This window comes from Pseudoalteromonas amylolytica (genome assembly GCF_001854605.1).
GTDB classification, from domain to species: Bacteria; Pseudomonadota; Gammaproteobacteria; order Enterobacterales; family Alteromonadaceae; genus Pseudoalteromonas; species Pseudoalteromonas amylolytica.
Genome location: NZ_MKJU01000026.1, coordinates 129251 through 151356 on the forward strand (window position 1 = coordinate 129251; position 22106 = coordinate 151356).

Here is a 22106-nt window from a genome sequence, read left to right on the forward strand (position 1 = left end):
CGAGTGTTATAGATCGAACTTAACTTCATCAATCAGTCTAAGTGCTACTGGGCGATATTTAGCGATCTCGGATAGTGCCAATGCGTCTTCTTTGAATGTACCCCATGATTCAACTAGCGGTGATAACTTAACGCCCGGTTTTACTGGGTATTCCATGTTAACCGACGCGTACATGCTTTGTGCTTCATCAGCGCTCATAAACTCAATTAGTTTTAGAGCATTTGCTGAGTTTTTAGCATATTTGGTCATCACTACGCCTGACACATTCAGGTGTGAACCTCGATTCTCTTGGTTTGGGAAGTTGATAAATACAGACTCCGCCCATGCCTTTTGTTTCTCGTCTGTCAGCATTTTTCCAAAGTAGTAACTATTACCCAGCGCTAAATCACACAACCCTTCTTTTACCGCTTTGACTTGCGCTCTATCGTTACCTTGTGGCTTACGCGCTAAATTAGCCTTGACATCTAACAACCATTGCTTAGTGTAAGCTTCACCGTGGTGCGCTACCATAGAAGCAACTAAGCCTAAGTTGTATGGATGTTTGCCTGAGCGAGTACAGATTTTTCCGCGATATTTAGGATCTGCTAATGACTCATAAGTTAGCCCCTTTAGCTCTCCTAAACGCTCTTTTGATGAGTACACATTACGTACACGTTTAGTCAATGCCACCCAATCACCTTGTGGGTCTCGAAATGCCGCTGGGATATTGTCAGTAACTAAATCGCTTTTTATCGACTGTGTCAGCTCAAGCTCTTCTAATTGGATCAAGGCACTAAAGTTCGACGTTAAAACTAGGTCGGCTCGACTATGTTTACCCTCGCGTTTTACACGCTCAATTAACCCTTTTTTCGCAAAAACCACATTGGTTTTAATACCCGTTTGTGCCGTGAACTTATCTAAAATTGGTTGAATTAGAAAAGGTTGACGAAAAGAGTAAATATTTACTTCTTCATCAGCCATAACTGGCGTACATACTAACGTGGTAAAAAGAACAGCGAGCAGTCGCTTCATAATCAAGCTCCAATATAATGTTTATTCTTATTCAGGCAATTTTAACCTGTATCTGGGTATTGTACACCCGTTCGACCTGACTATTCACCTGCATCTCGGTGAACGGTTGCGCCAGATTGGAATTTACGTGTGAGAAATATCTCACTAAGCACTAAGCGATCATGGAAGAGGCTGCTGTTTATATCACCGAAATAACGATAAACCACTGAATTAAAATGACTTTTTATTCTATACTCGTATCTGAGATAAATTTTATTGCTAATAGCTCCCTAGAGCACACTCCAGAATTGCTTATACTTAGTAACAAGTTCAGGAGAACATCGGTTTATTAGCAAGCTGATTACTCGGGTCGGATGCCCAGCTTACTAGGATGGTAAGTGTAATGGAAGAAGCATAATGGATGCATGCGGTGTCGAGTTAGAGTGAACAGGAAGTTCCTATCGTTGCAATGATGCAAAAAGGACACGCTACAGGAGTGGCGTTGAGGGTATCTCTCAAGTGGAAATTGGAAATCCGAGGATTAGATAAACAGGATTAGAGCCGTTGGCTCATAACAGGGACTCAAAAGGACGTTGGCTAAGGACATACAGCAGGAAGCTGTTATCAATGGAAGGAGCGCATGGAGCACAAGGAAGATGAGGACATTAGCAGGAAGCTAGATTTCGCAGAAACATAACGCCAAGCGAAACCAAGGAACTGGACGAAATTAGGAGTTGAAAATTTCAACATAGCAGGACGCTATAAAAGATTCCGTCAGCGCGACTCATTGAGTCGCGCTTCTTTGTTTCTGACGCATACTAAGTTAGCTTTAAGTTACCGTTTTGCTCATTACCAGACACTTTTTCGCTTTGGGTATACCGCCCAAGTCAAAAATACTCGCTCTAAATCTCGCAACCGAGTTTGTTAGCCCTTTTGACGCTTCCCCTTTAAATAAGCATCTCTGAAGTCTATAAAATGCTCAGTGAGCAAAGTCGCGGCCTCTACTTCACCGTTTTGTTCTAGTACCACACACGCAACTTCTGCTGTGCCAAGCTGGTGTGCATGCGGCGCTACGCGTAATTTATAATCAGATAGTGACTGCGGGGACACAGATAGCACCGGCATGTTGTCTAAATAGGGGCTTTTGCGAAACATTTTTTTCGCTTCTCGCCATGTGCCATCCAAAAAAATATACAGGGGTATTTTGTTGTCTTCTCGTATCACATGCTCAATGACACGTTGCGGCTCCACATTTTCGGCAGGAAACACCACGATAGGCTGATACCGAACATCATTTAGCAACGCTAACAGTGCAGGGTCGGGTTCTGTTCTGTCCCATCTAAAAGCATGATTATCAGGAATAACATCCGCGATTAGCCGACCTGTATTTGATGGCTTGAAACTCTCGTTATGATACATTAACAGGCACACTGCACTGTTGCAGTTGTGTGCAACTCGAATACCGCTACAGATGCACAAGCTTTGTGCTAACAAGCAGGTTTCACAACGACTTAGTTTTGAACCTCTGGCTTTATATTCGCGTTTAGCCGCGGCTATTTGCTGTTGGCGTAGAGCCAATACAGAATTGTTCACTGAACACCCTCATATAAATTGGGCGCGTATTGTAATCAAATTCACACATAAAAGCAGTAAGGAGATAAGATGAATATTACCAACTCAGCACGCCTGAGCTACCGACTCATGGATGAACATGACGCACCGTTGTTATTTGAACTCGACCAAGACCCTGCTGTAATGAAATATATAAATGGTGGCATCCCCAACTCCATGGAAGACATTGAGAATATCTTCATTCCTCGGTTAAATGCTTTTAGTAACCCCTCACAAGGCTGGGGGCTTTGGCAAGTAAACGTGCTTGATACACAGCAATTTATCGGCTGGGTATTAGTGCGCCCCATGGGATTTTTTAACGGCGAACGAGATGACAGCGACCTTGAGCTGGGCTGGCGCTTCAAGCAATGTACATGGGGCAAAGGCTACGCCACAGAAGCAGCTTCACATATTGCTCAGGTACTCAGTGCTAATCCAGCCACTGTGTCATTCTCTGCTACGGCACTTGCAGATAACCTAGCCTCAATTAACATAATGAAAAAGCTCGGCATGTCTTTTGTTAAAGAGTATATCCACCGCGATCCCCTCGGTGATATGGAAGCCGTGTTATATCGGAAAAACTTAGGCTAAGATTTATGTAGTCCCCGTCGGCTGCTTACACATCATGGATAAAAATATGAATACCCCCATTAACCCAGATCGCATTAAAGCGATTTTAAATAATGACAATGCACAACGTTATAAATACTTAATAAAAGAAGTCACCCAAAGTGAAAAAATCTGGATTTTGACCGATGAGCATGGTTGCGTGATGCTCAACAGTGACAGTGAAGACTGTGTGCCTGTTTGGCCAAATAAGGAGTTTGCTGAACTATGGGCCACGGGAGACTGGAAAGACTGCGAGCCACAGGCCATTAGCCTGAAGAAATGGCATGATAAATGGACCGATGGGCTGGCTGATGACGAGCTCGCTATTGCTATATTTCCCCTTCCAGATCAGGATGGACTGATTGTTGACCCCGATGAGTTTGATTACGAGTTAGAGCAATTTAGAAAACGCATGTAGGCAACATCGTGACGGAGCAAAGAATCAAGGTTGTTGCTCTGTCACATTCAGTCGATGTAACTCATTTTCTGTCCATGGACTATCTAGATAACGCTCTAGGTGTGACGTAGCAAAACGTAAAAATGACTTAGCCGAGTGAGAAATGTGCCTATCGGTTCGAACTACAAAATACCAGTGACTTGCTAAATGGGTATCGCTTACATCTAACTTTACAATGTTAGATTGGTCTTGACCCAACACGTGCTCAGACAGCACCGCCACACCCATTCCTGCACTTACCGCTTCTCGAATAGCTTCATTGCTCGCCATTTTCACACTGTTGGATAGCACCAAACCACGACTTTGCAGCTCACTTTCAAACAACATACGTGTTGCCGAACCGCTCTCTCTTAACAAGAAACGATACTTGACCACATCCGCGAGGTTAAGCCCGCTTGATTGTGACAACGGATGCCCCTTAGGTGCAATAAAGACTAATGGGTTTTTCAAAAACCTAGCCGCTTGCGCATGTTCCAGTGTCGGTGGATGGCTAAATACGTAGAGATCATCTTCACCACGTTCGAAACGGCTCAACACATGCGCACGATTACCAACCTCAACATGCATCTCAACATTTGGATGAGTCGCACTGAAAGGCCCATATAACTTAGGTAGAATATACTGTGCAGTGTTAACCATTGCGATACGGCAATGTCCCCGCTCCCCGCCGCGCAGTTCATCAAGATAGCCTTGATAGTCTTCAAAGTGACCGAATACCTGCTGACAAGTTTGAAACAATCTCATTCCCGCATCGGTAGGATGCAAGCGTTGTTGATAGGTATAAAAAAGTGGCTCCGCGACGGTTTCTTGTAAACGCTTGATCTGCAAAGACACGGTAGGTTGTGTGAGGTGCAAGCGGCGAGCTGTCTCACTTATCGAACCACTTTTCACTACACTCATGAACACTTCCAGTAACCGAAATGATATCTGTCTTAAATCCATTTCACCCATTTATATATATCTATATATAACTATCAATTATTTTATTTTTATCTATCTTAAATTCACTCTAAGATCTTGTCTATACATTGATTGAACGAGGAGTACACAATGCCCGATATTGTGGTCATGTTTTTCATTCTAGGACTCACCGCTGGAATATTGCGTTCCGACTTGGCTATCCCCAAAGCAACATACGAAACGCTAAGTCTGCTGCTTATGCTAACCATAGGTCTAAAAGGCGGTATGGTCCTTCACGGTAACCTCAGCTGGACGCTATTACCTGAAATGGCCACCGTAATGCTTCTAGGTGCTCTGATCCCATTGACGCTTTACCCTGTGCTAAAACACCTCATTAAACTTTCCACAGCGAACAGCGCAAGCATTGCCGCTCACTATGGCTCTGTGAGTGCAGGGACCTTTGCTGTTGCCTTGGCCTACGCCGAATCACAACAACTTCAAGTAGGTGCAGAAGTAACCTTGTATCTCGTCATGCTTGAGCTGCCTGCGATTATTGTCGCTCTGTTACTCTACCGACGTTTTGGAGAACACAGCGACAGGCAAAGTACGCTCTCTCTAAAGCACCTTTGGCACGAAACACTCACTAACAAAAGCGTTATTTTGCTGGTCGGGGGGGTCATCATCGGTATGATGTACGGCACACAGCAAGGCAGTCAGGTCACAAGCCTGTTGACCAATAGCTTTAAAGTGGTCTTAGCGCTGTTTTTATTGGAAATGGGTTTAACTGCCGCGCAAACGCTCAGACCCGTGCCATGGCATCATTGGAGACTGGCGAGTTTTGCACTACTCACGCCAATAGCGCTGGGCTGTGTTGGTGTGGGTGTGGGCACTTTGTTGGGCTTAGAACTAGGCTCCGTTGTCATCTTAGCCAGCCTTGTTGCGAGCGCATCCTACATTGCGGCACCCGCAGCCATCAAAGCAGCTATTCCTGACGCGGATATAGGGCTGGCGATGCTCAGTTCACTCGGGCTCACCTTCCCATTTAATGTGATCATTGGGATTGGGTTGTACCATCAGCTCGCATTATTCATTTACTAAACATGCAAAGCTCAGCTTAAAGCTGGGCTTTCAAAACAGTGTCTCAATGCCAGATAAAACCCCTGCAACTAACTTTTGTGCAACTGCTTTGTTACTTGCTTCGCTATAGCACCTTAACTCAGGAGCATTACCCGATGGCCTAATATGGATAATATGCCCTTTATCCACAAGTGTGATACGCACCCCATCGGTTGTATCCACCTTTAACTCCCCTTGATAAGCGACATGCAAACGTTTAAGCAGCAGCTCTGGATGAGTGGCAGCCAACTCGATAACACCCGCGCTTCTGTGCTGTGCGAAGTTTTTTAGTCGGTCGCTGTGGGTATGCCTGTGCGTGACATCTGCCACAACCTGACTTAACTTTTTCTGAGATACACACGCCAAAGCACATAATGCAGGTAGCATGGCATCACGTGTTGGTAACTGTTTTAGTACTTTTTTATTGTTATACACATCAGAACCAAGTAAAAAACCACCATTGGCTTCAAAACCCGCAACTCTGTGGTGGCCGTGCTGTAACGCTGCCATTCCCGCTATCACATAGGGTGAGCCAATTTTAGTGCGCTGAACTTGCTTGAAAGCTCCTGATGCTTCTATGGATGAATTACAGCTAACAGGGGTAGCAAGCGCCTCAATCTTCAAATACTTCGCCGCCAGTAGTGATAGAATGTCTCCCGCTAAATACTCACCTTGTTCATCGGCCAGCAGTGCTCTATCACCATCACCATCTGTGCTAAATAGAGCATCTAGCTTATGTGATGTCACCCACAGCCTGGCTTGTAAACGGTCTGCATGCGCTACCGCCTCTGTATCTATTGGCACAAATTGTTCACTGCGCCCAAGCAAAGTGACTTGCGCCCCCAACGCATTCAAGATCAACGGATAAATGTCTCTACCCGCACTGGTATGCTGATAGATACCAATATGCTTTCCAGCTAACAAATTTGCTGGGAAATAATCAACATACCGCTTGATATATTGTTGCTTTGCGTAGTCACTCACCTTAGGCAAATCAAGAGAAGGAATGGTTGGCACATTGACTTGTGCATTAATAATCGCTCGTTCATCCGCTTTACTGACTTCACCCGTGGCCAAATAAAACTTGATACCATTACGGTCAAAAGGAATATGACTTCCTGTGATCATAATGGCGGGAATGCCTTGTAATTGAGCCGCATAAGCCAACGCTGGAGTCGGAATAACCCCATAATACTCAACCTCATAGCCATGTAGCTTGAGTGTGCTAATACACACTTTTGCGATCTGCGGACTACTTGGGCGGTTATCGATGGCAAGGGCAACGCGTTTGACGTGCTTTTGAATAGCCACAAATGCCAGCGTAAATGCACCAATCACGTCTGGTGTAAACTGGCTGACCTCGCCTCTGACGCCACTCGTGCCAAAGCTTATAGCACTTTGCGCTATTACTTCATTACTGCGCATATCAACGCCGGCCATATTGATCATCAAAGCGCACAATATCATCCTCAGCCAAGTAAGCGCCTGATTGTACTTCTATTAACTCTAAATCCACTTTACCAGGGTTTTCCAACGCATGAACCTGTGCAATTGGAATATATACAGACTCATTTTCACCGACGTACTGCTCTTTATCACCAATCAACACTTTGGCTGTGCCTGCAACCACTACCCAGTGTTCCGAGCGATGATAGTGCATTTGCTTGGATAACTTGGCACCGGGTTTAACCGTAATGCGCTTTACCAAAAACCGTTCACCACGGTCAAAGGCATCGTACTTGCCCCACGGGCGATACACTTCACGATGAATACTCGCTTCTGAGCGGTTTTCATCTTGCAGATGTTGAGCAATATCCCTGACCTTTTGAGTGTGATCTTGATGTGCGACTAGTAGCGCATCTTTGGTGTTAATGATCACTAAATCCTGTACGCCAAGCGTTGCTACCAGCTTGTCTTCATTGAGTATTAACGTGTTTTGCGTATCGAGTGCTTTCACATCTCCTTTGATAACGTTACCCTGTTCATCTCTTTGCGATATATCCCATAATGCGGAGAACTCACCTACATCATTCCAGTGTGCATCCAAAGGCACAACAAGCCCGTGTTTTGTATGCTCCATCACGGCATAATCAATCGAGTTACTCGGACACTCAGCAAAAGCGTCTTGATTAATACGTATAAAGTCGAGATCGGGTGTTTGATCACGCATCGCTGCTTTACATGCGCTATAAATATCGCATTGGTATTGTTTTAATTCTTCGAGATAGCGACTTGCTTTAAACATAAACATACCACTGTTCCAATAATACTCACCCGTGCTCAGATAATGCGTTGCCAGTTCAAGGGTAGGCTTTTCAACAAAACTATCCACCCGATAACCATACGGTTGCTGTGCTTGTCCGCTTTTGATGTAGCCATAGCCGGTATGCGGGTGCGTGGGTACGATACCAAAGGTCACTAAGTGGTTGTGCTTAGCCAGTGCTACAGCCTGCTCAACAGCATGATGAAATGCCTGAATATCCGCTATTACGTGATCTGCGGCCAATACTAATAAAATCGGGTCTTTCCCTTTCTCAAGTGCTTTTAATGCAGCCAATGCGATGGCTGGAGCGGTATTACGCCCCTCGGGTTCAAGTAAAATTTGCGTATCAGTATGGTCGATTTGTCTTAGTTGTTCGGCGGTCATAAAACGGTGTTCTTCGTTGCAAATCACCAATGGGCTCGCATGGGGTAGTCCTTGCAAACGCAATACCGTCTGTTGAAAAAGGGAGTGCTTTGAATCTGTCAGTGTGAGGAATTGCTTTGGATACTTTTCTCGAGATAGCGGCCAAAGGCGTGTACCGACACCGCCCGCAATAATGACTGGTTGAAACATTTTTACCTCACTTTACATCTAATTGGCGGTATAGTCGGAGTTCTTCACCAGCTTGGTGTCACTCAAGCCCTCTATTGTAAACCAGCGAACTCCATTGAGGATAGTTTATTGCTACATTCGAGCCAATTTTCCGCCGTTAGGGCATAAAAAAACCCAGCATAAGCTGGGTTTTTAGCATTAAGTCGCAGTAATCAGATTACTTTTTCTTAGCTGCTTTTTTGTTTGGTAAATCAGTGATTGAACCTTCAAAAATTTCAGCCGCAAGGCCGATTGACTCGTTCAATGTTGGGTGCGCGTGAATCGTCAGTGCGATGTCTTCACCGTCTGCGCCCATTTCAACTGCAAGGCCGATTTCACCTAGCATTTCACCAGCGTTGATACCAACCATAGCACCACCGATCACACGGCCTGACTCTTTATCAAAGATAAGCTTAGTTTGACCTTCAGTACGTGCAGAAGCGATAGCACGACCTGATGCTGCCCACGGGAATACCGCAGTTTCAATGCTAAGACCTTGCTCTTTTGCTTCTTTCTCAGTGACACCCACCCATGCAATTTCAGGGTCTGTGTATGCGATTGAAGGGATACATTTAGGGTCGAAGAAGTGCTTCTTACCAGAGATAACCTCTGCTGCAACGTGACCTTCGTGAACCGCTTTGTGCGCAAGCATAGGCTGGCCTACGATGTCACCGATCGCGAAGATGTGGTCAACGTTGGTTTTCATTTGCTTGTCAGTGCTGATGAAGCCACGCTCATCAACGCTGATACCCGCTTTGTCAGCATCAAGTAGCTTACCGTTAGGTGTACGACCTACGGCCACAAGTACTTTGTCATAACGTACTGGCTCAGCCGGCGCGTTCTTACCTTCGAAAGTAACGTATAGACCATCGTCTTTTGCATCAACAGCCACAACTTTCGTAGAAAGCATCACGTTGAACTTGTCTTTAACGTAACGTTGGTAAATTTTGATAACGTCTTTGTCCGCCGCAGGAACTAGTTGATCAGCAAACTCAACAACGTCGATTTGCGAACCTAGTGCGCGGTATACAGTCCCCATCTCAAGACCGATGATACCACCACCTAGTACAAGTAGTTTCTCTGGCACGTCTTTAAGCTCAAGTGCGCCTGTTGAGTCAATCACACGATCATCTTCTGGAATGAAAGGTAGGTTAACTGGCTGAGAGCCCGCGGCAATAATAGCGTTATCGAAAGTAACGGTTGTTGTACCAGCGTCACCTTCAACAGCAATGGTGTTTGCGCCCGTAAATTTACCGTAGCCATTGACTACTTTTACTTTACGCATTTTAGCCATGCCGTCTAGGCCACCTGTTAGCTGGCCAATAACAGACTCTTTCCAAGAACGGATTTTGTCTAAGTCAATTTGTGGCGCACCAAATGTTACACCGTGAGATGACATTTCTGCCGCATCATCGATGACTTTAGCAACGTGTAACAATGCTTTTGAAGGAATACAACCAACATTCAAGCACACACCACCTAGGGTATTGCGAGATTCGATTAGTGTAACTTCTAAACCTAAATCCGCAGCACGGAATGCTGCTGAGTAACCACCAGGACCACCGCCTAGTACAACAACTTGAGTTTTGATTTCGTTGCTCATGTTATTACCTTAACTATTATTCGAACGGGACTGTACTCTTTTGAGTATCCGCACCCAAAATGCCTGCCGCGTACAAAAACACCGGTACAAGGCAGAGAGATTTTAAAGTGTGCGAAAGTGTATCATCCGCACAAAAAGATGTCCCGCCTAAATAGTAGGCGGGACAATAAATTACATCACTAATTGGCGAATATCGCTCAAGTAGCTGGCCAGCGTCACAGTAAATTTCGCTGCCAATGCACCATCAATAACACGGTGATCGTAAGAACAGCTCAGCGGCACCATCAAGCGCGGCTCAAATTCTTTACCATTCCACTTTGGCTTCATCTCAGATTTAGACACACCTAAGATAGCCACCTCTGGCGCGTTAACGATAGGCGTAAACGCCGTACCACCTATGCCACCAAGACTTGAAATAGTAAAACAGCCACCTTGCATGTCAGATGAGGTTAACTTGCCTTCACGCGCTTTGGCTGAAATTTCCATAAGCTCGCGAGACAGTTCAATGATGCCTTTTTTGTTTACATCACGAACAACCGGCACAACCAGACCATTCGGCGTATCTACTGCGATACCAATGTGAACATACTTTTTCAGGATTAGGCTTTCACCATCTTCTGATAATGAAGAATTAAACGTTGGGAATTCTTCCAACGCTTTTGCCGCTGCTTTCATCACGAATACTAATGGCGTGATCTTCACACCCATTTTCTTCTTCTCAGCCAGTACATTCTGCTCTTTACGGAATGCTTCTAAGGCCGTGATGTCTGCTTCATCGAACTGTGTCACATGTGGGATCTGAACCCAGTTACGGTGTAAGTTAGCACCCGATAGCTTTTGGATACGAGAAAGTTTCTTCTCTTCAATTTCACCAAACTTACTAAAGTCGACTTTTGGCCAAGGAATCAGACCCAACTCACCGCCGCCTGCGCTGCTGTTGCCTGACGCTTTGCCCGACTCAACTTGCTTCACAAGCTCTTTGACGTAGTTTTGTACGTCTTCTTTGATCACTCGACCTTTACGGCCTGTGCCTTTTACGCGCGCAAGGTTTACACCAAACTCACGTGCTAAACGACGTACCACAGGTGATGCGTGGGCATAAGATGAATTTGCTTCAAAGTCTTCTTTTACACTTGATGCAGCTGGCGCTGTTGCTTTTGGCGCGGGGCTTGAAGCCGGTGCAGACTTAGATTCAGCAGGCTTATCTGCGGCCTTTTGTGGCGCACTACCCGCCACTTCAAATACAAAAATTAGCGACCCAGTAGACACTTTATCGCCAACAGCAACCTTCACCTCTTTAACAGTACCTGCAAATGGCGCTGGTACTTCCATTGACGCTTTATCGCCTTCAACGTTCAGGATTGATTGATCCGCTTCAACGCTATCGCCTACCGATACCATTACTTCGGTCACTTCAACTTCATCACCACCAATATCTGGCACGTGAACTTCTTTTACTTCAGACGATGTTGCTGTATCAGCAGCTTCTGACTTTGACTCTGATTGGTCTGAATCACTGGCTGTTGCCCCTGTTTCAAACACAAAGACCAAAGACCCCGTTGACACTGTGCCGCCGACTTCAACTTTAATCTCTTTAACAGTACCTGCAAATGGCGCTGGTACTTCCATAGAAGCCTTATCGCCCTCTACATTTAAGATTGATTGGTCTGCCTCAACTTTGTCACCAACGGCAACCATGATTTCAGTCACTTCAACTTCATCACCACCGATATCTGGTACATGTACCTCTTGTAACTCGGTTGCACCCGCCGAAGCCGATGCTGGCTTATCATCAGCTTTGGCTTCAGTGTCTTGTTGCTGTTCACCGTCAGCGGCGTCAAAGATCATGATAAGGGAGCCAGTCGATACTGTGTCACCTTCGCTAATTTTGATCTCTTTAACAGTACCTGCTTGTGCAGCAGGTACTTCCATTGATGCTTTATCGCCTTCCACCGTGATAAGCGATTGTTCTTCGCTAACCGAATCCCCAACTTTTACTAGGATCTCAGTAACTTCAACTTCATCAGCACCAATATCTGGAACATGAATTTCGATTGTCATTAGTAACGCCCCTTATGCGTAAAGTGGGTTAGTTTTGGTCGTATCGATATCAAATTTCTTGATAGCTTCAACGACTACTGACTTCTCAACTTTGCCTTGCTTAACAAGTTCAGTAAGTGCTGCAACAACAACGTATCCAGCATTCACTTCAAAGTGACGACGTAGGTTTTCACGGCTGTCTGAACGACCATAACCATCCGTACCTAACACTTTGTATGAAGCACTTGGCATGAAGGCACGTACCTGCTCAGCATAGTTCTTCATGTAGTCAGTAGCAGCAATGGCTGGTGACTCGCTCATAACAGTCGCAATGTAAGGTACTTTTGCTTCAGACTCAGGGTTTAGCATATTGAAACGCTCTGCATCTTGACCATCACGCGTTAGTTCATTGAATGACGTCACAGAGAACACATCAGAACCAACACCGTACTCTTCACTTAAGATCACGCCCGCTTTGCGTACTTCATTTAAGATAGTGCCTGAGCCCATTAGCTGAACATGCGCTTTGTCGCCTGAATTGCTCTCAAGCTTGTAAATACCTTTACGAATACCTTCCTCAGCGCCTTCTGGCATGGCTGGCTGGTGGTAGTTTTCGTTCATCAATGTTAGGTAGTAGAACACGTTTTCTTGCTCAGGACCGTACATACGACGAATACCGTCTTGTAGAATCACTGCCACTTCATAACCGAATGTTGGGTCATAAGAGATACAGTTAGGTACGGTGCCCGCTTGAATATGTGAGTGACCGTCTTCGTGTTGTAAACCTTCACCATTTAGCGTCGTACGACCTGCCGTTGCACCCAGTAAGAAACCACGTGCCTGTTGGTCGCCCGCCATCCATGCCATGTCACCAACACGTTGGAAACCAAACATAGAGTAGTAAATGTAGAATGGGATCATCGGCAAGTCGTTGGTGCTGTATGATGTTGCAGCAGCAACCCATGACGACATGGCACCTAGCTCGTTGATACCTTCTTGTAGTACCTGACCCGATGTTGCTTCTTTGTAGTAAGAAACGATGTCACGGTCTTGTGGCGTGTAGTTCTGACCATGTGGATTGTAAATACCGATTTGACGGAATAAACCTTCCATACCAAATGTACGCGCTTCATCAGCGATGATAGGTACAATGTTTTGACCGATGTTTTTATCTTTTAGCAATACGTTTAACGCACGAACAAATGCCATAGTCGTTGAAATATCACGTTTTTGCTCTTGTAGCAGTGGCTCAAACGCGTTGACTTCTGGTAGCGTTAACGCTTGAGTAAAGTTAGGTAAACGCTGTGGCGTATAGCCGTGCAGTGCTTTACGACGAGCATGCAGGTACTCGTACTCTTTTGAGCCTTCTTCAAGCTTCAAGTACGGTAGGTTAACCAGCTCTTCGTCTGACACCAAGTCTTGTAGACCTAGACGTGAACGTAAGTGTTCAACGTGTGTCATATCCATTTTCTTAACTTGGTGTGCGATGTTTTTACCTTCAGCCGCTTCACCCATGCCGTAACCTTTTACAGTTTTAGCTAGGATAACCGTTGGACGGTCTTTGGTTTCTTGTGCTGCTTTAAATGCGGCAAACAACTTAGAAGGCTCATGACCACCGCGTTTCAGTGCAAAAATTTCTTCGTCGGTCATATCTGCAACCAGTGCCGCAGTTTCTGGGTAACGACCAAAGAAGTGCTCACGTACGTATGCGCCGTCTTTTGCTTTGTAAGTTTGATAGTCACCGTCGATGGTTTCGTTCATCAACTGTAGTAGTTTACCTGTGGTATCTTTTGCTAGTAGTTTGTCCCAGCCCGAACCCCATACTACCTTGATCACGTTCCAACCTGCACCTCTGAATAGACCTTCAAGCTCTTGAATGATCTTACCATTACCCATTACAGGGCCATCTAGACGTTGTAGGTTACAGTTGATTAGGTAACAAAGGTTATCCAGCTTTTCACGCGCGGCAAAAGAGATCGCACCACGTGATTCTGGTTCATCCATTTCACCATCGCCTAAGAACGCGTAAACACGCTGGTTCTTGGTATCTTTTAAGCCACGGCCATCAAGGTATTTTAGAAAACGCGCTTGATAGATAGATGCGATTGGTCCAAGCCCCATAGAAACGGTAGGGAATTGCCAAAATTCAGGCATCAGTTTAGGGTGTGGGTAAGATGAAATACCTTTACCATCCACTTCTTGACGGAAGTTATCTAACTGCTCTTCAGTTAAACGACCTTCCAAAAATGCGCGAGCATAGATACCCGGTGAAATATGACCTTGATAATAAACTAAGTCACCACCGTCAACCTCGTTAGGTGCACGGAAGAAGTGATTGAAACACATTTCATAGAACGCTGCTGACGACTGGTAAGACGCCATATGTCCGCCAAGTTCTAAATCTTTCTTTGACGCACGTAATACGATCATGATGGCATTCCAACGAATGATTGAACGAATACGACGCTCAATGTTTACATCACCTGGATAAGCAGGTTCTTGGTCCGCTGGAATAGTATTCACATAGTTAGTAGTTGTGCCAGTTGGCATATCTACGCCTTCTAGACGTGCTTGCTCAAGTACTTGCTCTAACAAGAACTGCGCGCGCTCAACACCTTCTTCTTTTACTACCGACTCAAGCGCTTGCAACCACTCTTGGGTTTCTAACGCGTCTACGTCAAATTTATTGACTTCAGACATATGGAATTTTCCTTATGTTTAAAATACGAATTTATTATTCAGTTTTAATGTGATCAGCACGCTTACTGCTGTTTTGTACGTCTTAAGCTACGCTCGATGCGCGAACGCTCTTTGCCCGCTTCAAGTAATGCTTCTTCAATAAACGCTAAGTGCGCGTTACTGGCTAAACGTGCCTGCTCAGGGTTGCCATTAATAACGGCCTCCAACAACACTCTTCTATGCTCAGCCAGTTGCTCACTTACTTCTGATTTTTGCACCAATACCGTTAAGTTCTGCAACACATTCTGCTCAAGTAACGATTGCATACCTCGCATTAAATGTAACAACACCACGTTATGTGAGGCTTCTGCCACCGTAAAATGAAAGGCATTAATAGCCGCTGCAGTTTGGGCAAGATCCCCTTGTGCTTGAGCGATGCTATCAAAGCTGTTTTGCACCTTTTCGAAATCTGTATCGGTACCGCGTAGCGCTGCATAATAAGCGGCAATCCCTTCAAGGGCATGACGAAACTCAAGTAAATCAAATTGTGATTCAGGGTGCTTGCTGATCAAGTCAAATAACGGATCTGTTAGCCCTTCTTCCAATTGATTCTTAACGTAAGTTCCTCCGCCTTGACGGCGTGTTACTAGGCCCTTTGCTTCGAGCTTTTGAATTGCTTCGCGTAGTGAAGGTCTCGATACTTCAAATTGCTTAGCAAGCTCGCGCTCAGGGGGCAACTTTTCTCCTGGCATTAAAGAACCCTCAAGGATCATATTCTCAAGCTGTTCTAAAATAACATCGGATAACTTCGCTGCTTTTATCTTTAAAGACATTGATCTAACGCCGAATTTCAGTGTACTGCTAACCTCAACTATTTGTGGTTAGCCGATCCATTAAAACCAAAAGGTAAATTGGTCATACCAAATTTGCACAATACGTTATCAAAATCAATGAACACTGTCAAAAATCTGCGTATAAATACCCACTGAAAGTGCATAGTTAAAGTGTAAACTTTATACAAAAATATCGAATTTCCTAGGTTTATAAAAAAGGTCTGACCAGTTTAAAATTAAAAGAGGGATCATCCACCAACACATACCAATCGAAAATATATAGGCACTAAAATTGATGCTCGCCGATACCAACTGTATGCCAGCCATGTGTAGATATCCAATCTTAAAAGTGAAATATCACGTGCCATTAACTTAGAACCTATTCTTTACTAGGAGAAAACGCGATAGATATAATAGTTCTTAGCTGTGTGGGGTTTGGGCGGAACACCAAATGAGGCTGTAATCGCGATAGCTGTAATAATAATGGTAGTTACTCCATTGCTTATCACTCAAGTTTTTATCAAGCTTTACGCGGCGTATGTTGCTTGAGCTTTAGCACTTAACTGTTCAGACATATTTTCAATAAAACCAAACATATTTAAGTTATTGCCGATCCGCGCACTGACCTCATCTTCCTTGATTTGCTCTGTCATTAAAGATCTCATATCAATGATTTGTGAAAAGTTCTCGCTGTTCACATCATACTTGCCCCAGTATTCACTGGTTCCTTGCTCGCTTGGACCACGCTCAAGTTCGGTATACTTCAAGAAGTTGTCTTTAACATCATTGGCCAGCTGCACGAGCTTTTCATTTGCATTCAATTTATCTTCAAGATAGCTGATTTGATCCGCGCTTAGCTGCCCAGAGACCTTAATTGCGCCTTCTTCATCAACTGAGAATGCCCAGTCCTTTTGAGCAAGTTGTGGGTCACTGCTGGCCAGCTCACTCATAAACTGGTTGTACTGCCCAGCCAATTCATCAGCCGCTTTGTACATATCACCATTAAAGTAGAGTTGGTGATAGGCTTCATTGAGTCTCGCACTTGTCTGTTCTGGTTCCTCTATAAGCTGTTGAGCTTCACCAACAACAATAGGTCTACTATACGTGGGATCTAGGATCTGCTCTTTGGAACCATGGTAAGTATCAGCCGCAAGTTTAAGATCACTGTTTTGCACAGTGGTGGTATTTTCCTGATTAACTGATTTTGAAGTGCCTTTATTTGCTAAAGCACCTATCTCAATCAGTTGGTTGGCATTTACTTTCATAAAAAATATCCTTTTCTTAATGAACTTTTATAGGTTATCGGTCAGACTATCCCAAACTATTATTCACATAAAATATTCACTTTACTTACCTAGCATATAGCACTTATTCACGATTTCTATAACGCGTTTAAAGCGGAATAGATAGCAAATAAAGGACTTGTAGTAGTGACCCTTCACAGATCGCTGCATCCGCTTGAGCAACAACCTTAGGCTTGCCGTGCACAGCGACCCCAGTACCGGCTTGAGCCATCATTAGCAAGTCATTTGCGCCATCGCCCATTGCTACAGTTTGAGACTTATTCAAGCCATGCTGTTGCGTCAAAATATTTAGTATGTCGGCCTTCTTCTGTGCGTCTACCACCTCTCCAAGCACCTTTCCAGTTAAGTGCTCGTCAGCGATTTCAAGCTCATTGGCATAACACCCATCGAGTTGTAGTGGTGCTAACAAAGCTTCTGCAAACCAAGTAAAACCGCCCGAGGCAATATACAAATGCCAACCATGTTGCTTCAGGTGAGTACATAATGTTTTTATACCATCCATTAACGGCAGGTTACTCTTTAACTCTTTGATTAAACTCAGCTCTATGCCTGCCAACTTACTGACCCGTTGATGCAAACTATCACTAAAAGCGAGCTGTCCAGCCATTGCCTGAGCCGTTACTTTTGCAACTTCATCATAAACATTGGCTAGACGAGCAATTTCGTCAATACACTCAATCTCTATCGCGGTAGAATCCATGTCCATCACCAGTAGCCCGGCTTTTGAAATAGTTGCAGGGTTTGCCAAAATAGCACACTGTAGCGCCAGTGAATGTGCCGCCTCTCTGAGCTGTTGCTTGAGTTGCTCGGTTACCTCTGGCACATAGCGCTTATCAACATACATCACCATAGCTTCTGGTAATGCAGGGTGTGGGTGATATTGACATATGGCGCTAACTGGCAGGTCCGAGTCGTGTAAAAATGCCAGAAAGTTTTGCAGCTTAGCGGTTGTTAACTGCTCGCCAAACAAGGTGATAAACACGCCTTTTTGGCTATCAGGAGTCATATCGCTTAATAAGCACTGTGCACTTTCAATTCGGTACCATTTTGCTAAAGTGAAGATATGAGATAAATCATGATCAGGTAATTGCACAAGGCTAGAGGTTGGCATACATAAGCTCCTAAGTAACAGACTCGCCCTTTTTAACATCTATCAATGATACTGTCAGCAACCAACATAGGTAATATGAAAAATACACAAGCAATTGATTTATTAAAGTCTTCACGAGGCCGTCGATTAGTACGTTTGATGGTTGCGGCGGCTTGCTTTGTTACCCTAACGTGGCTTGCCTTTAATACCAGCTTTCAATCACATCAATTATTGTACAAACAGGCTGATATGAATGCTCGCAGCCTAGCGCGTCAACTGGCACTTAATGCCGCCCAACCTCTTATCAAAGAAGACGTACCTTTGTTAAAACAGCTTAGCCAACATCTGGAAAGTGACAAAAATGTACTCAGTATCGCCATTTATAACAACACGGGAGAGCTGATTGTTGCGAGTGAAGGCTTTACACAACATGATAATACCTACGGTTTACCTCAACAGTTACCGGGCATCAGTAAACTTAAAACCTCGGTGGTTGAGCCGATCACCGCCAATGACAGACCACTTGGGTTTGTCAGCATGGTGTACTTAACTCAGTCCGCGATGAGCCAAAGCCATTATCATTTCCATGAGTTGGGCCGTATGGTGCTGCTCATGTTACTTATCACTGGCGTATTTACTTGGCAAATTGGTCGCGCATTAAAAGGTTGGGAAGTAAAACGTCAGATCCGAAAAAGCGTACAAGATGACAAGTAAAGTTGCCGTGCTATTTGCTCGGGGTGCTCGCTACGCAATTGACATAAATACTCAAATACATCTAACAAACGCCTAGGCTCATTAACCTTGCCCTGATGCCCCGACAAGGGCATGGATGGTGCATCGGTTTCAAGTAGCAAGCATTCTAACGGTACTTGGCTAAACACTTTTCTGGTCTTGCTTGCCCGCTCATAACTTATGGTGCCACCTACTCCAAGCTTGAAGCCTTGCTTGATATAATACTGCGCTTGTTGTAAAGACCCAGAAAAAGCATGGATCACCCCGCCAAACTTAGGCGGCGTTTGCTTGAAAGTTTGTGCGATTAAGTGATGGCTTTGTCGATGGTGCACAATCAAAGGCAGTTGCAGCATATTGCTGAGTTTAATCTGCTCCGCAAAAAGTGCTTGTTGCCATGGTAATTGTGGGCATGTGCCATCTATACCGCACTCCCCAATAGCCACCAAGTGATGCTTATTGTTTTGGGCAAATAATATAAGCTGATGCAGCGCCTCATCCGTGTGTTGGTCAATAAAGTACGGATGCAGCCCCGCAGCAACTCTGCATTGCGAATAACGCTCAGAAAATGCCAGTAATGATTCGCTTTGCTTTATTGTAATGCCAGGCACAACAAAGTAATCAACCCCTAACGCGTGCGCGTGCGCCAGCTGCTGTTCGAGATCAAGTTTAAACTCGGTAAAGTCTAAGTGACAATGAGTATCAATGAAGTGCATGTTCACCTTAATAGCTGCACATTATGAAGGTAAGTATAAATGCTCTAAGGTTGTATGGCAGCACGCATGGCTGCCTTATACTTTTTTAAGGGTTGAGCCTGTCGATTTCCCAACTACCATCGCTTTGCTTGATATACATAAAGCGATCGTGTAAACGGTGCTCACCACCTTGCCAAAACTCAACCTTGGATGGCTCAACACAGTAGCCGCCCCAGAAATCAGGTAACGGGATCTCTCCTTTGGAAAACTTGGCTTTCATACTATGAAAGGTCTCCATTAAGGCTTTACGTGAGGAAACCGGACGAGACTGCTGTGAGGCCCACGCAGCAATTTGACTCTCGGCTGGACGTGATAAGAAATATTTGGCCACCGCTGCAGTCGACAGTGGCTTTGCTTGTCCATATACGATGACTTGTCTTTCAATTTCTTGCCATGGGAAATGCAAACAAACCTTATTGTTGCCCTTGATTTCTTGCGCTTTGCGCGACCCTGTGTTGGTAAAAAACACAAAGCCATTGTCATCTAAGTGTTTTAATAACACGATGCGCTGTGACGGTTGACCATGCTCATCTACCGTTGCCACCACCATGGCTGTTGGATCTGCAAACTTTGCTTCAACAGCTTGCTGTAGCCATTGCTCAAACTGCAAAACAGGGGTTTGCGCTAGCATTTCTCTGCGCAGCCCACCTTTTGTGTATTCGCGACGAATATCTTCAAGCTTCATGATTTTTCCTTACAAAAAAGCCGCAATAAACAAGGTTCTATGCGGCTTTTAGATTAACACCTCTACGAGGCTATGTAACTAAGCGAATGCGAATTTACATTTGCTCCATCACTTCAATACCCAACAGCTCTAAGCCAGTACGTAAGGTATTGGCAACTAGGTTACAAAGCATTAAGCGGCTATCACGCACATCATCTGCCACATCGTCTTTTAGAATTGGACAAGCCTCGTAGAAAGTCATATACAAACTTGCTAACTCATACAAGTAGCCACACAATACGTGCGGTGTTGCTTCATTGATCATCAGATCAAGTACTTCTTCCAACTGCAGCAATTTAAGCGCCAATGTTTTTTCTTGTGGCTCAACAATACTGATTGGCGCATTCAATGCTATGCTATCAACACCCGCTTTACGGAAAATACTACGTACACGCGTATAGGCATATTGCAAGTAAGGCGCTGTTGCACCTTCAAAACTGAGCATAGTATCCCAGTTGAAGATATAATCACTGGTACGGTGCTTAGATAAATCTGCATACTTAACTGCGCCAATACCTACTTTTCGAGCGATTTCCTTGCGTTCTTCATCCGATAAGCCAGAGTCTCTGTTCGCTAACTTGTCTGTAGCACGACTAACGGCCTCTTCTAACAAGTCTGCCAATTTAACGGTACCACCAGTACGGGTTTTAAATGGCTTACCATCCTCTCCCATCATCGTACCGAATAGGCTTGGCTCATAAGTTGTTTTGTCTTTTAACAGACCCGCTTTACGCGCCGTGATCTCAACTTGGTTGAAGTGCAAGCCTTGGCGGGCATCCACAAAAATTAGGATACGATCAACATCTAATTCGTTCGAGCGATAGTCACATGCCGCTAAGTCTGTGGTGGAATACAAGAAGCCGCCACCCGATTTCTGTACGATAAAGACCGAAGGTTCACCGTCTTTGTTCGCCAGTTCATCTAAGAAAACCACCTGTGCGCCTTGGTCTTCAACCGCAATGCCTTTTGACTTGAGTAAGTCAATCACACCAGCGAGGCGATCATTGTAGGCACTCTCAGCCATGATGTCGTCACGTGTGAGTGTCACGTTTAGTTTCTCGTAAACTTCTTCGGAGTGCTTCACTGAGGTATCGATGAACATTTGCCAAAGTTTTTTACAGTGCTCATCACCACTTTGTAGCTTCACTACATAGTCCCGTGCTTTGTCAGCGAAGCCTTCTTCTTCATCAAAGCGTTTCTTGGCGTCACGGTAGAAGCTTTCAAGGTCAGCCAATGCGACATTTTCTAGGTCAACACCTTGATTTAACAAATCTTCAAGGTGAGCTATCAACATCCCAAATTGCGTTCCCCAATCCCCCATGTGGTTCTGGCGGATCACGGTGTCGCCACGAAACTCAAGTGCACGCACCACTGAATCACCAATGATGGTCGAACGTAAGTGACCAACGTGCATTTCTTTCGCAAGGTTTGGTGATGAGTAATCGACCACAACCTTTTTAGCAGGTTGATGCTCAGACACACCAAGCTTAGCGTCTTTGTTAGCCGCAGCTAAACTGGCGGATAAAAACTCTGGTTTTAAATGAATATTGATAAAACCAGGACCTGCGATTTCTGTTTGTGCAGCAATATCACTCACATCTAGATTATCGATAATTTTTTGTGCCAGCTCTCTTGGGTTGGTTTTCAAAGCTTTTGCTGCGCCCATCGCGCCATTTATTTGATAATCACCAAACTGAGGGCGAGTACTTTGTGTTACCGCAGGGTTAGTTCCTTCAGGGATCCCCGCAGCCAACATGGCCGCATTGGCTTTTTCAATTAGAATCGTTTTAATGTTCATGCTTTATCCTTTGT

General features: G+C 44.7%; 18 protein-coding genes. 4 read left to right on the top strand and 14 right to left on the bottom strand.

The features are described 5' to 3' along the window. Positions 1-6 precede the first annotated feature (6 nt). Both BET10_RS11410 and BET10_RS11415 read right to left on the bottom strand, forming a co-directional pair. A complete protein-coding gene (locus BET10_RS11410) occupies positions 7-1011 on the bottom strand; it encodes a Fe(3+) ABC transporter substrate-binding protein (RefSeq protein WP_070985712.1) in 1005 nt (334 codons plus the stop codon). A gap of 903 nt (positions 1012-1914) precedes the next feature. After that, positions 1915-2583, bottom strand: a complete 669-nt coding sequence (locus BET10_RS11415) for a tRNA-uridine aminocarboxypropyltransferase (protein WP_070985713.1) — start codon at positions 2581-2583, stop codon at positions 1915-1917. A gap of 69 nt (positions 2584-2652) precedes the next feature. Here BET10_RS11415 and BET10_RS11420 point away from each other — a divergent pair, with 69 nt between their 5' ends. Together BET10_RS11420 and BET10_RS11425 are read left to right on the top strand one after the other, a co-directional pair. Further along, complete coding sequence (locus BET10_RS11420) at positions 2653-3192, top strand: GNAT family N-acetyltransferase (protein WP_070985714.1); 540 nt, start codon at positions 2653-2655, stop codon at positions 3190-3192. Between the two features lie 46 nt (positions 3193-3238). Next, positions 3239-3628 carry a DUF2750 domain-containing protein gene (locus BET10_RS11425; protein WP_070985715.1) on the top strand — a complete coding sequence of 130 codons (390 nt, stop codon included), beginning with the start codon at positions 3239-3241 and terminating at the stop codon, positions 3626-3628. A 24-nt stretch (positions 3629-3652) separates the two neighbouring features. Here the strand turns inward: BET10_RS11425 and BET10_RS11430 are convergent, their stop codons facing one another. After that, positions 3653-4609, bottom strand: a complete 957-nt coding sequence (locus BET10_RS11430) for a LysR family transcriptional regulator (RefSeq protein ID WP_070985852.1) — start codon at positions 4607-4609, stop codon at positions 3653-3655. Between the two features lie 108 nt (positions 4610-4717). Here BET10_RS11430 and BET10_RS11435 point away from each other — a divergent pair, with 108 nt between their 5' ends. After that, complete coding sequence (locus tag BET10_RS11435) at positions 4718-5665, top strand: sodium-dependent bicarbonate transport family permease (RefSeq protein ID WP_070985716.1); 948 nt, start codon at positions 4718-4720, stop codon at positions 5663-5665. A 30-nt stretch (positions 5666-5695) separates the two neighbouring features. Here the strand turns inward: BET10_RS11435 and BET10_RS11440 are convergent, their stop codons facing one another. The 8 genes from BET10_RS11440 to serB form a co-directional block, all read right to left on the bottom strand. Further along, the gene (locus BET10_RS11440; RefSeq protein WP_240503681.1) at positions 5696-7132 is read right to left on the bottom strand and encodes a phosphomannomutase; all 1437 of its coding nucleotides are present in this window, start codon (positions 7130-7132) and stop codon (positions 5696-5698) included. After that, positions 7110-8519 carry a mannose-1-phosphate guanylyltransferase/mannose-6-phosphate isomerase gene (locus BET10_RS11445; RefSeq protein ID WP_070985717.1) on the bottom strand — a complete coding sequence of 470 codons (1410 nt, stop codon included), beginning with the start codon at positions 8517-8519 and terminating at the stop codon, positions 7110-7112. The genes BET10_RS11440 and BET10_RS11445 overlap by 23 nt, the downstream gene beginning before the upstream one ends. A gap of 196 nt (positions 8520-8715) precedes the next feature. After that, positions 8716-10140 carry a dihydrolipoyl dehydrogenase gene (gene lpdA, locus BET10_RS11450; protein ID WP_070985718.1) on the bottom strand — a complete coding sequence of 475 codons (1425 nt, stop codon included), beginning with the start codon at positions 10138-10140 and terminating at the stop codon, positions 8716-8718. A 171-nt stretch (positions 10141-10311) separates the two neighbouring features. Further along, positions 10312-12201: a pyruvate dehydrogenase complex dihydrolipoyllysine-residue acetyltransferase gene (aceF, locus tag BET10_RS11455; protein WP_070985719.1), complete on the bottom strand. Its 1890-nt coding sequence runs from the start codon at positions 12199-12201 to the stop codon at positions 10312-10314. Between the two features lie 12 nt (positions 12202-12213). After that, positions 12214-14880 (bottom strand): pyruvate dehydrogenase (acetyl-transferring), homodimeric type, encoded by a 2667-nt coding sequence (gene aceE / locus BET10_RS11460; protein WP_070985720.1) that lies wholly within the window; start codon positions 14878-14880, stop codon positions 12214-12216. 62 nt (positions 14881-14942) lie between these two features. Next, positions 14943-15692, bottom strand: coding sequence for a pyruvate dehydrogenase complex transcriptional repressor PdhR (gene pdhR, locus BET10_RS11465; RefSeq protein WP_070985721.1), 750 nt, complete (start codon positions 15690-15692; stop codon positions 14943-14945). A 527-nt stretch (positions 15693-16219) separates the two neighbouring features. Further along, positions 16220-16957, bottom strand: a complete 738-nt coding sequence (locus BET10_RS11470; RefSeq protein ID WP_070985722.1) for a hypothetical protein — start codon at positions 16955-16957, stop codon at positions 16220-16222. A 127-nt stretch (positions 16958-17084) separates the two neighbouring features. After that, positions 17085-18107 (bottom strand): phosphoserine phosphatase SerB, encoded by a 1023-nt coding sequence (gene serB / locus BET10_RS11475; RefSeq protein WP_070985723.1) that lies wholly within the window; start codon positions 18105-18107, stop codon positions 17085-17087. A gap of 75 nt (positions 18108-18182) precedes the next feature. Between serB and BET10_RS11480 the strand changes: the two genes are divergently transcribed. Next, positions 18183-18800, top strand: coding sequence for an AhpA/YtjB family protein (locus tag BET10_RS11480; RefSeq protein WP_070985724.1), 618 nt, complete (start codon positions 18183-18185; stop codon positions 18798-18800). Here BET10_RS11480 and BET10_RS11485 read toward each other — a convergent pair. The 3 genes from BET10_RS11485 to argS form a co-directional block, all read right to left on the bottom strand. Further along, positions 18767-19531 carry a TatD family hydrolase gene (locus tag BET10_RS11485; RefSeq protein ID WP_070985725.1) on the bottom strand — a complete coding sequence of 255 codons (765 nt, stop codon included), beginning with the start codon at positions 19529-19531 and terminating at the stop codon, positions 18767-18769. The two genes, BET10_RS11480 and BET10_RS11485, sit on opposite strands and share 34 nt — an antisense overlap. An 85-nt stretch (positions 19532-19616) precedes the next feature. Then, a complete protein-coding gene (gene pdxH, locus BET10_RS11490; protein WP_170829141.1) occupies positions 19617-20258 on the bottom strand; it encodes a pyridoxamine 5'-phosphate oxidase in 642 nt (213 codons plus the stop codon). Positions 20259-20349: 91 nt separating this feature from the next. Beyond that, complete coding sequence (gene argS, locus BET10_RS11495) at positions 20350-22092, bottom strand: arginine--tRNA ligase (protein ID WP_070985727.1); 1743 nt, start codon at positions 22090-22092, stop codon at positions 20350-20352. Positions 22093-22106 lie beyond the last annotated feature (14 nt).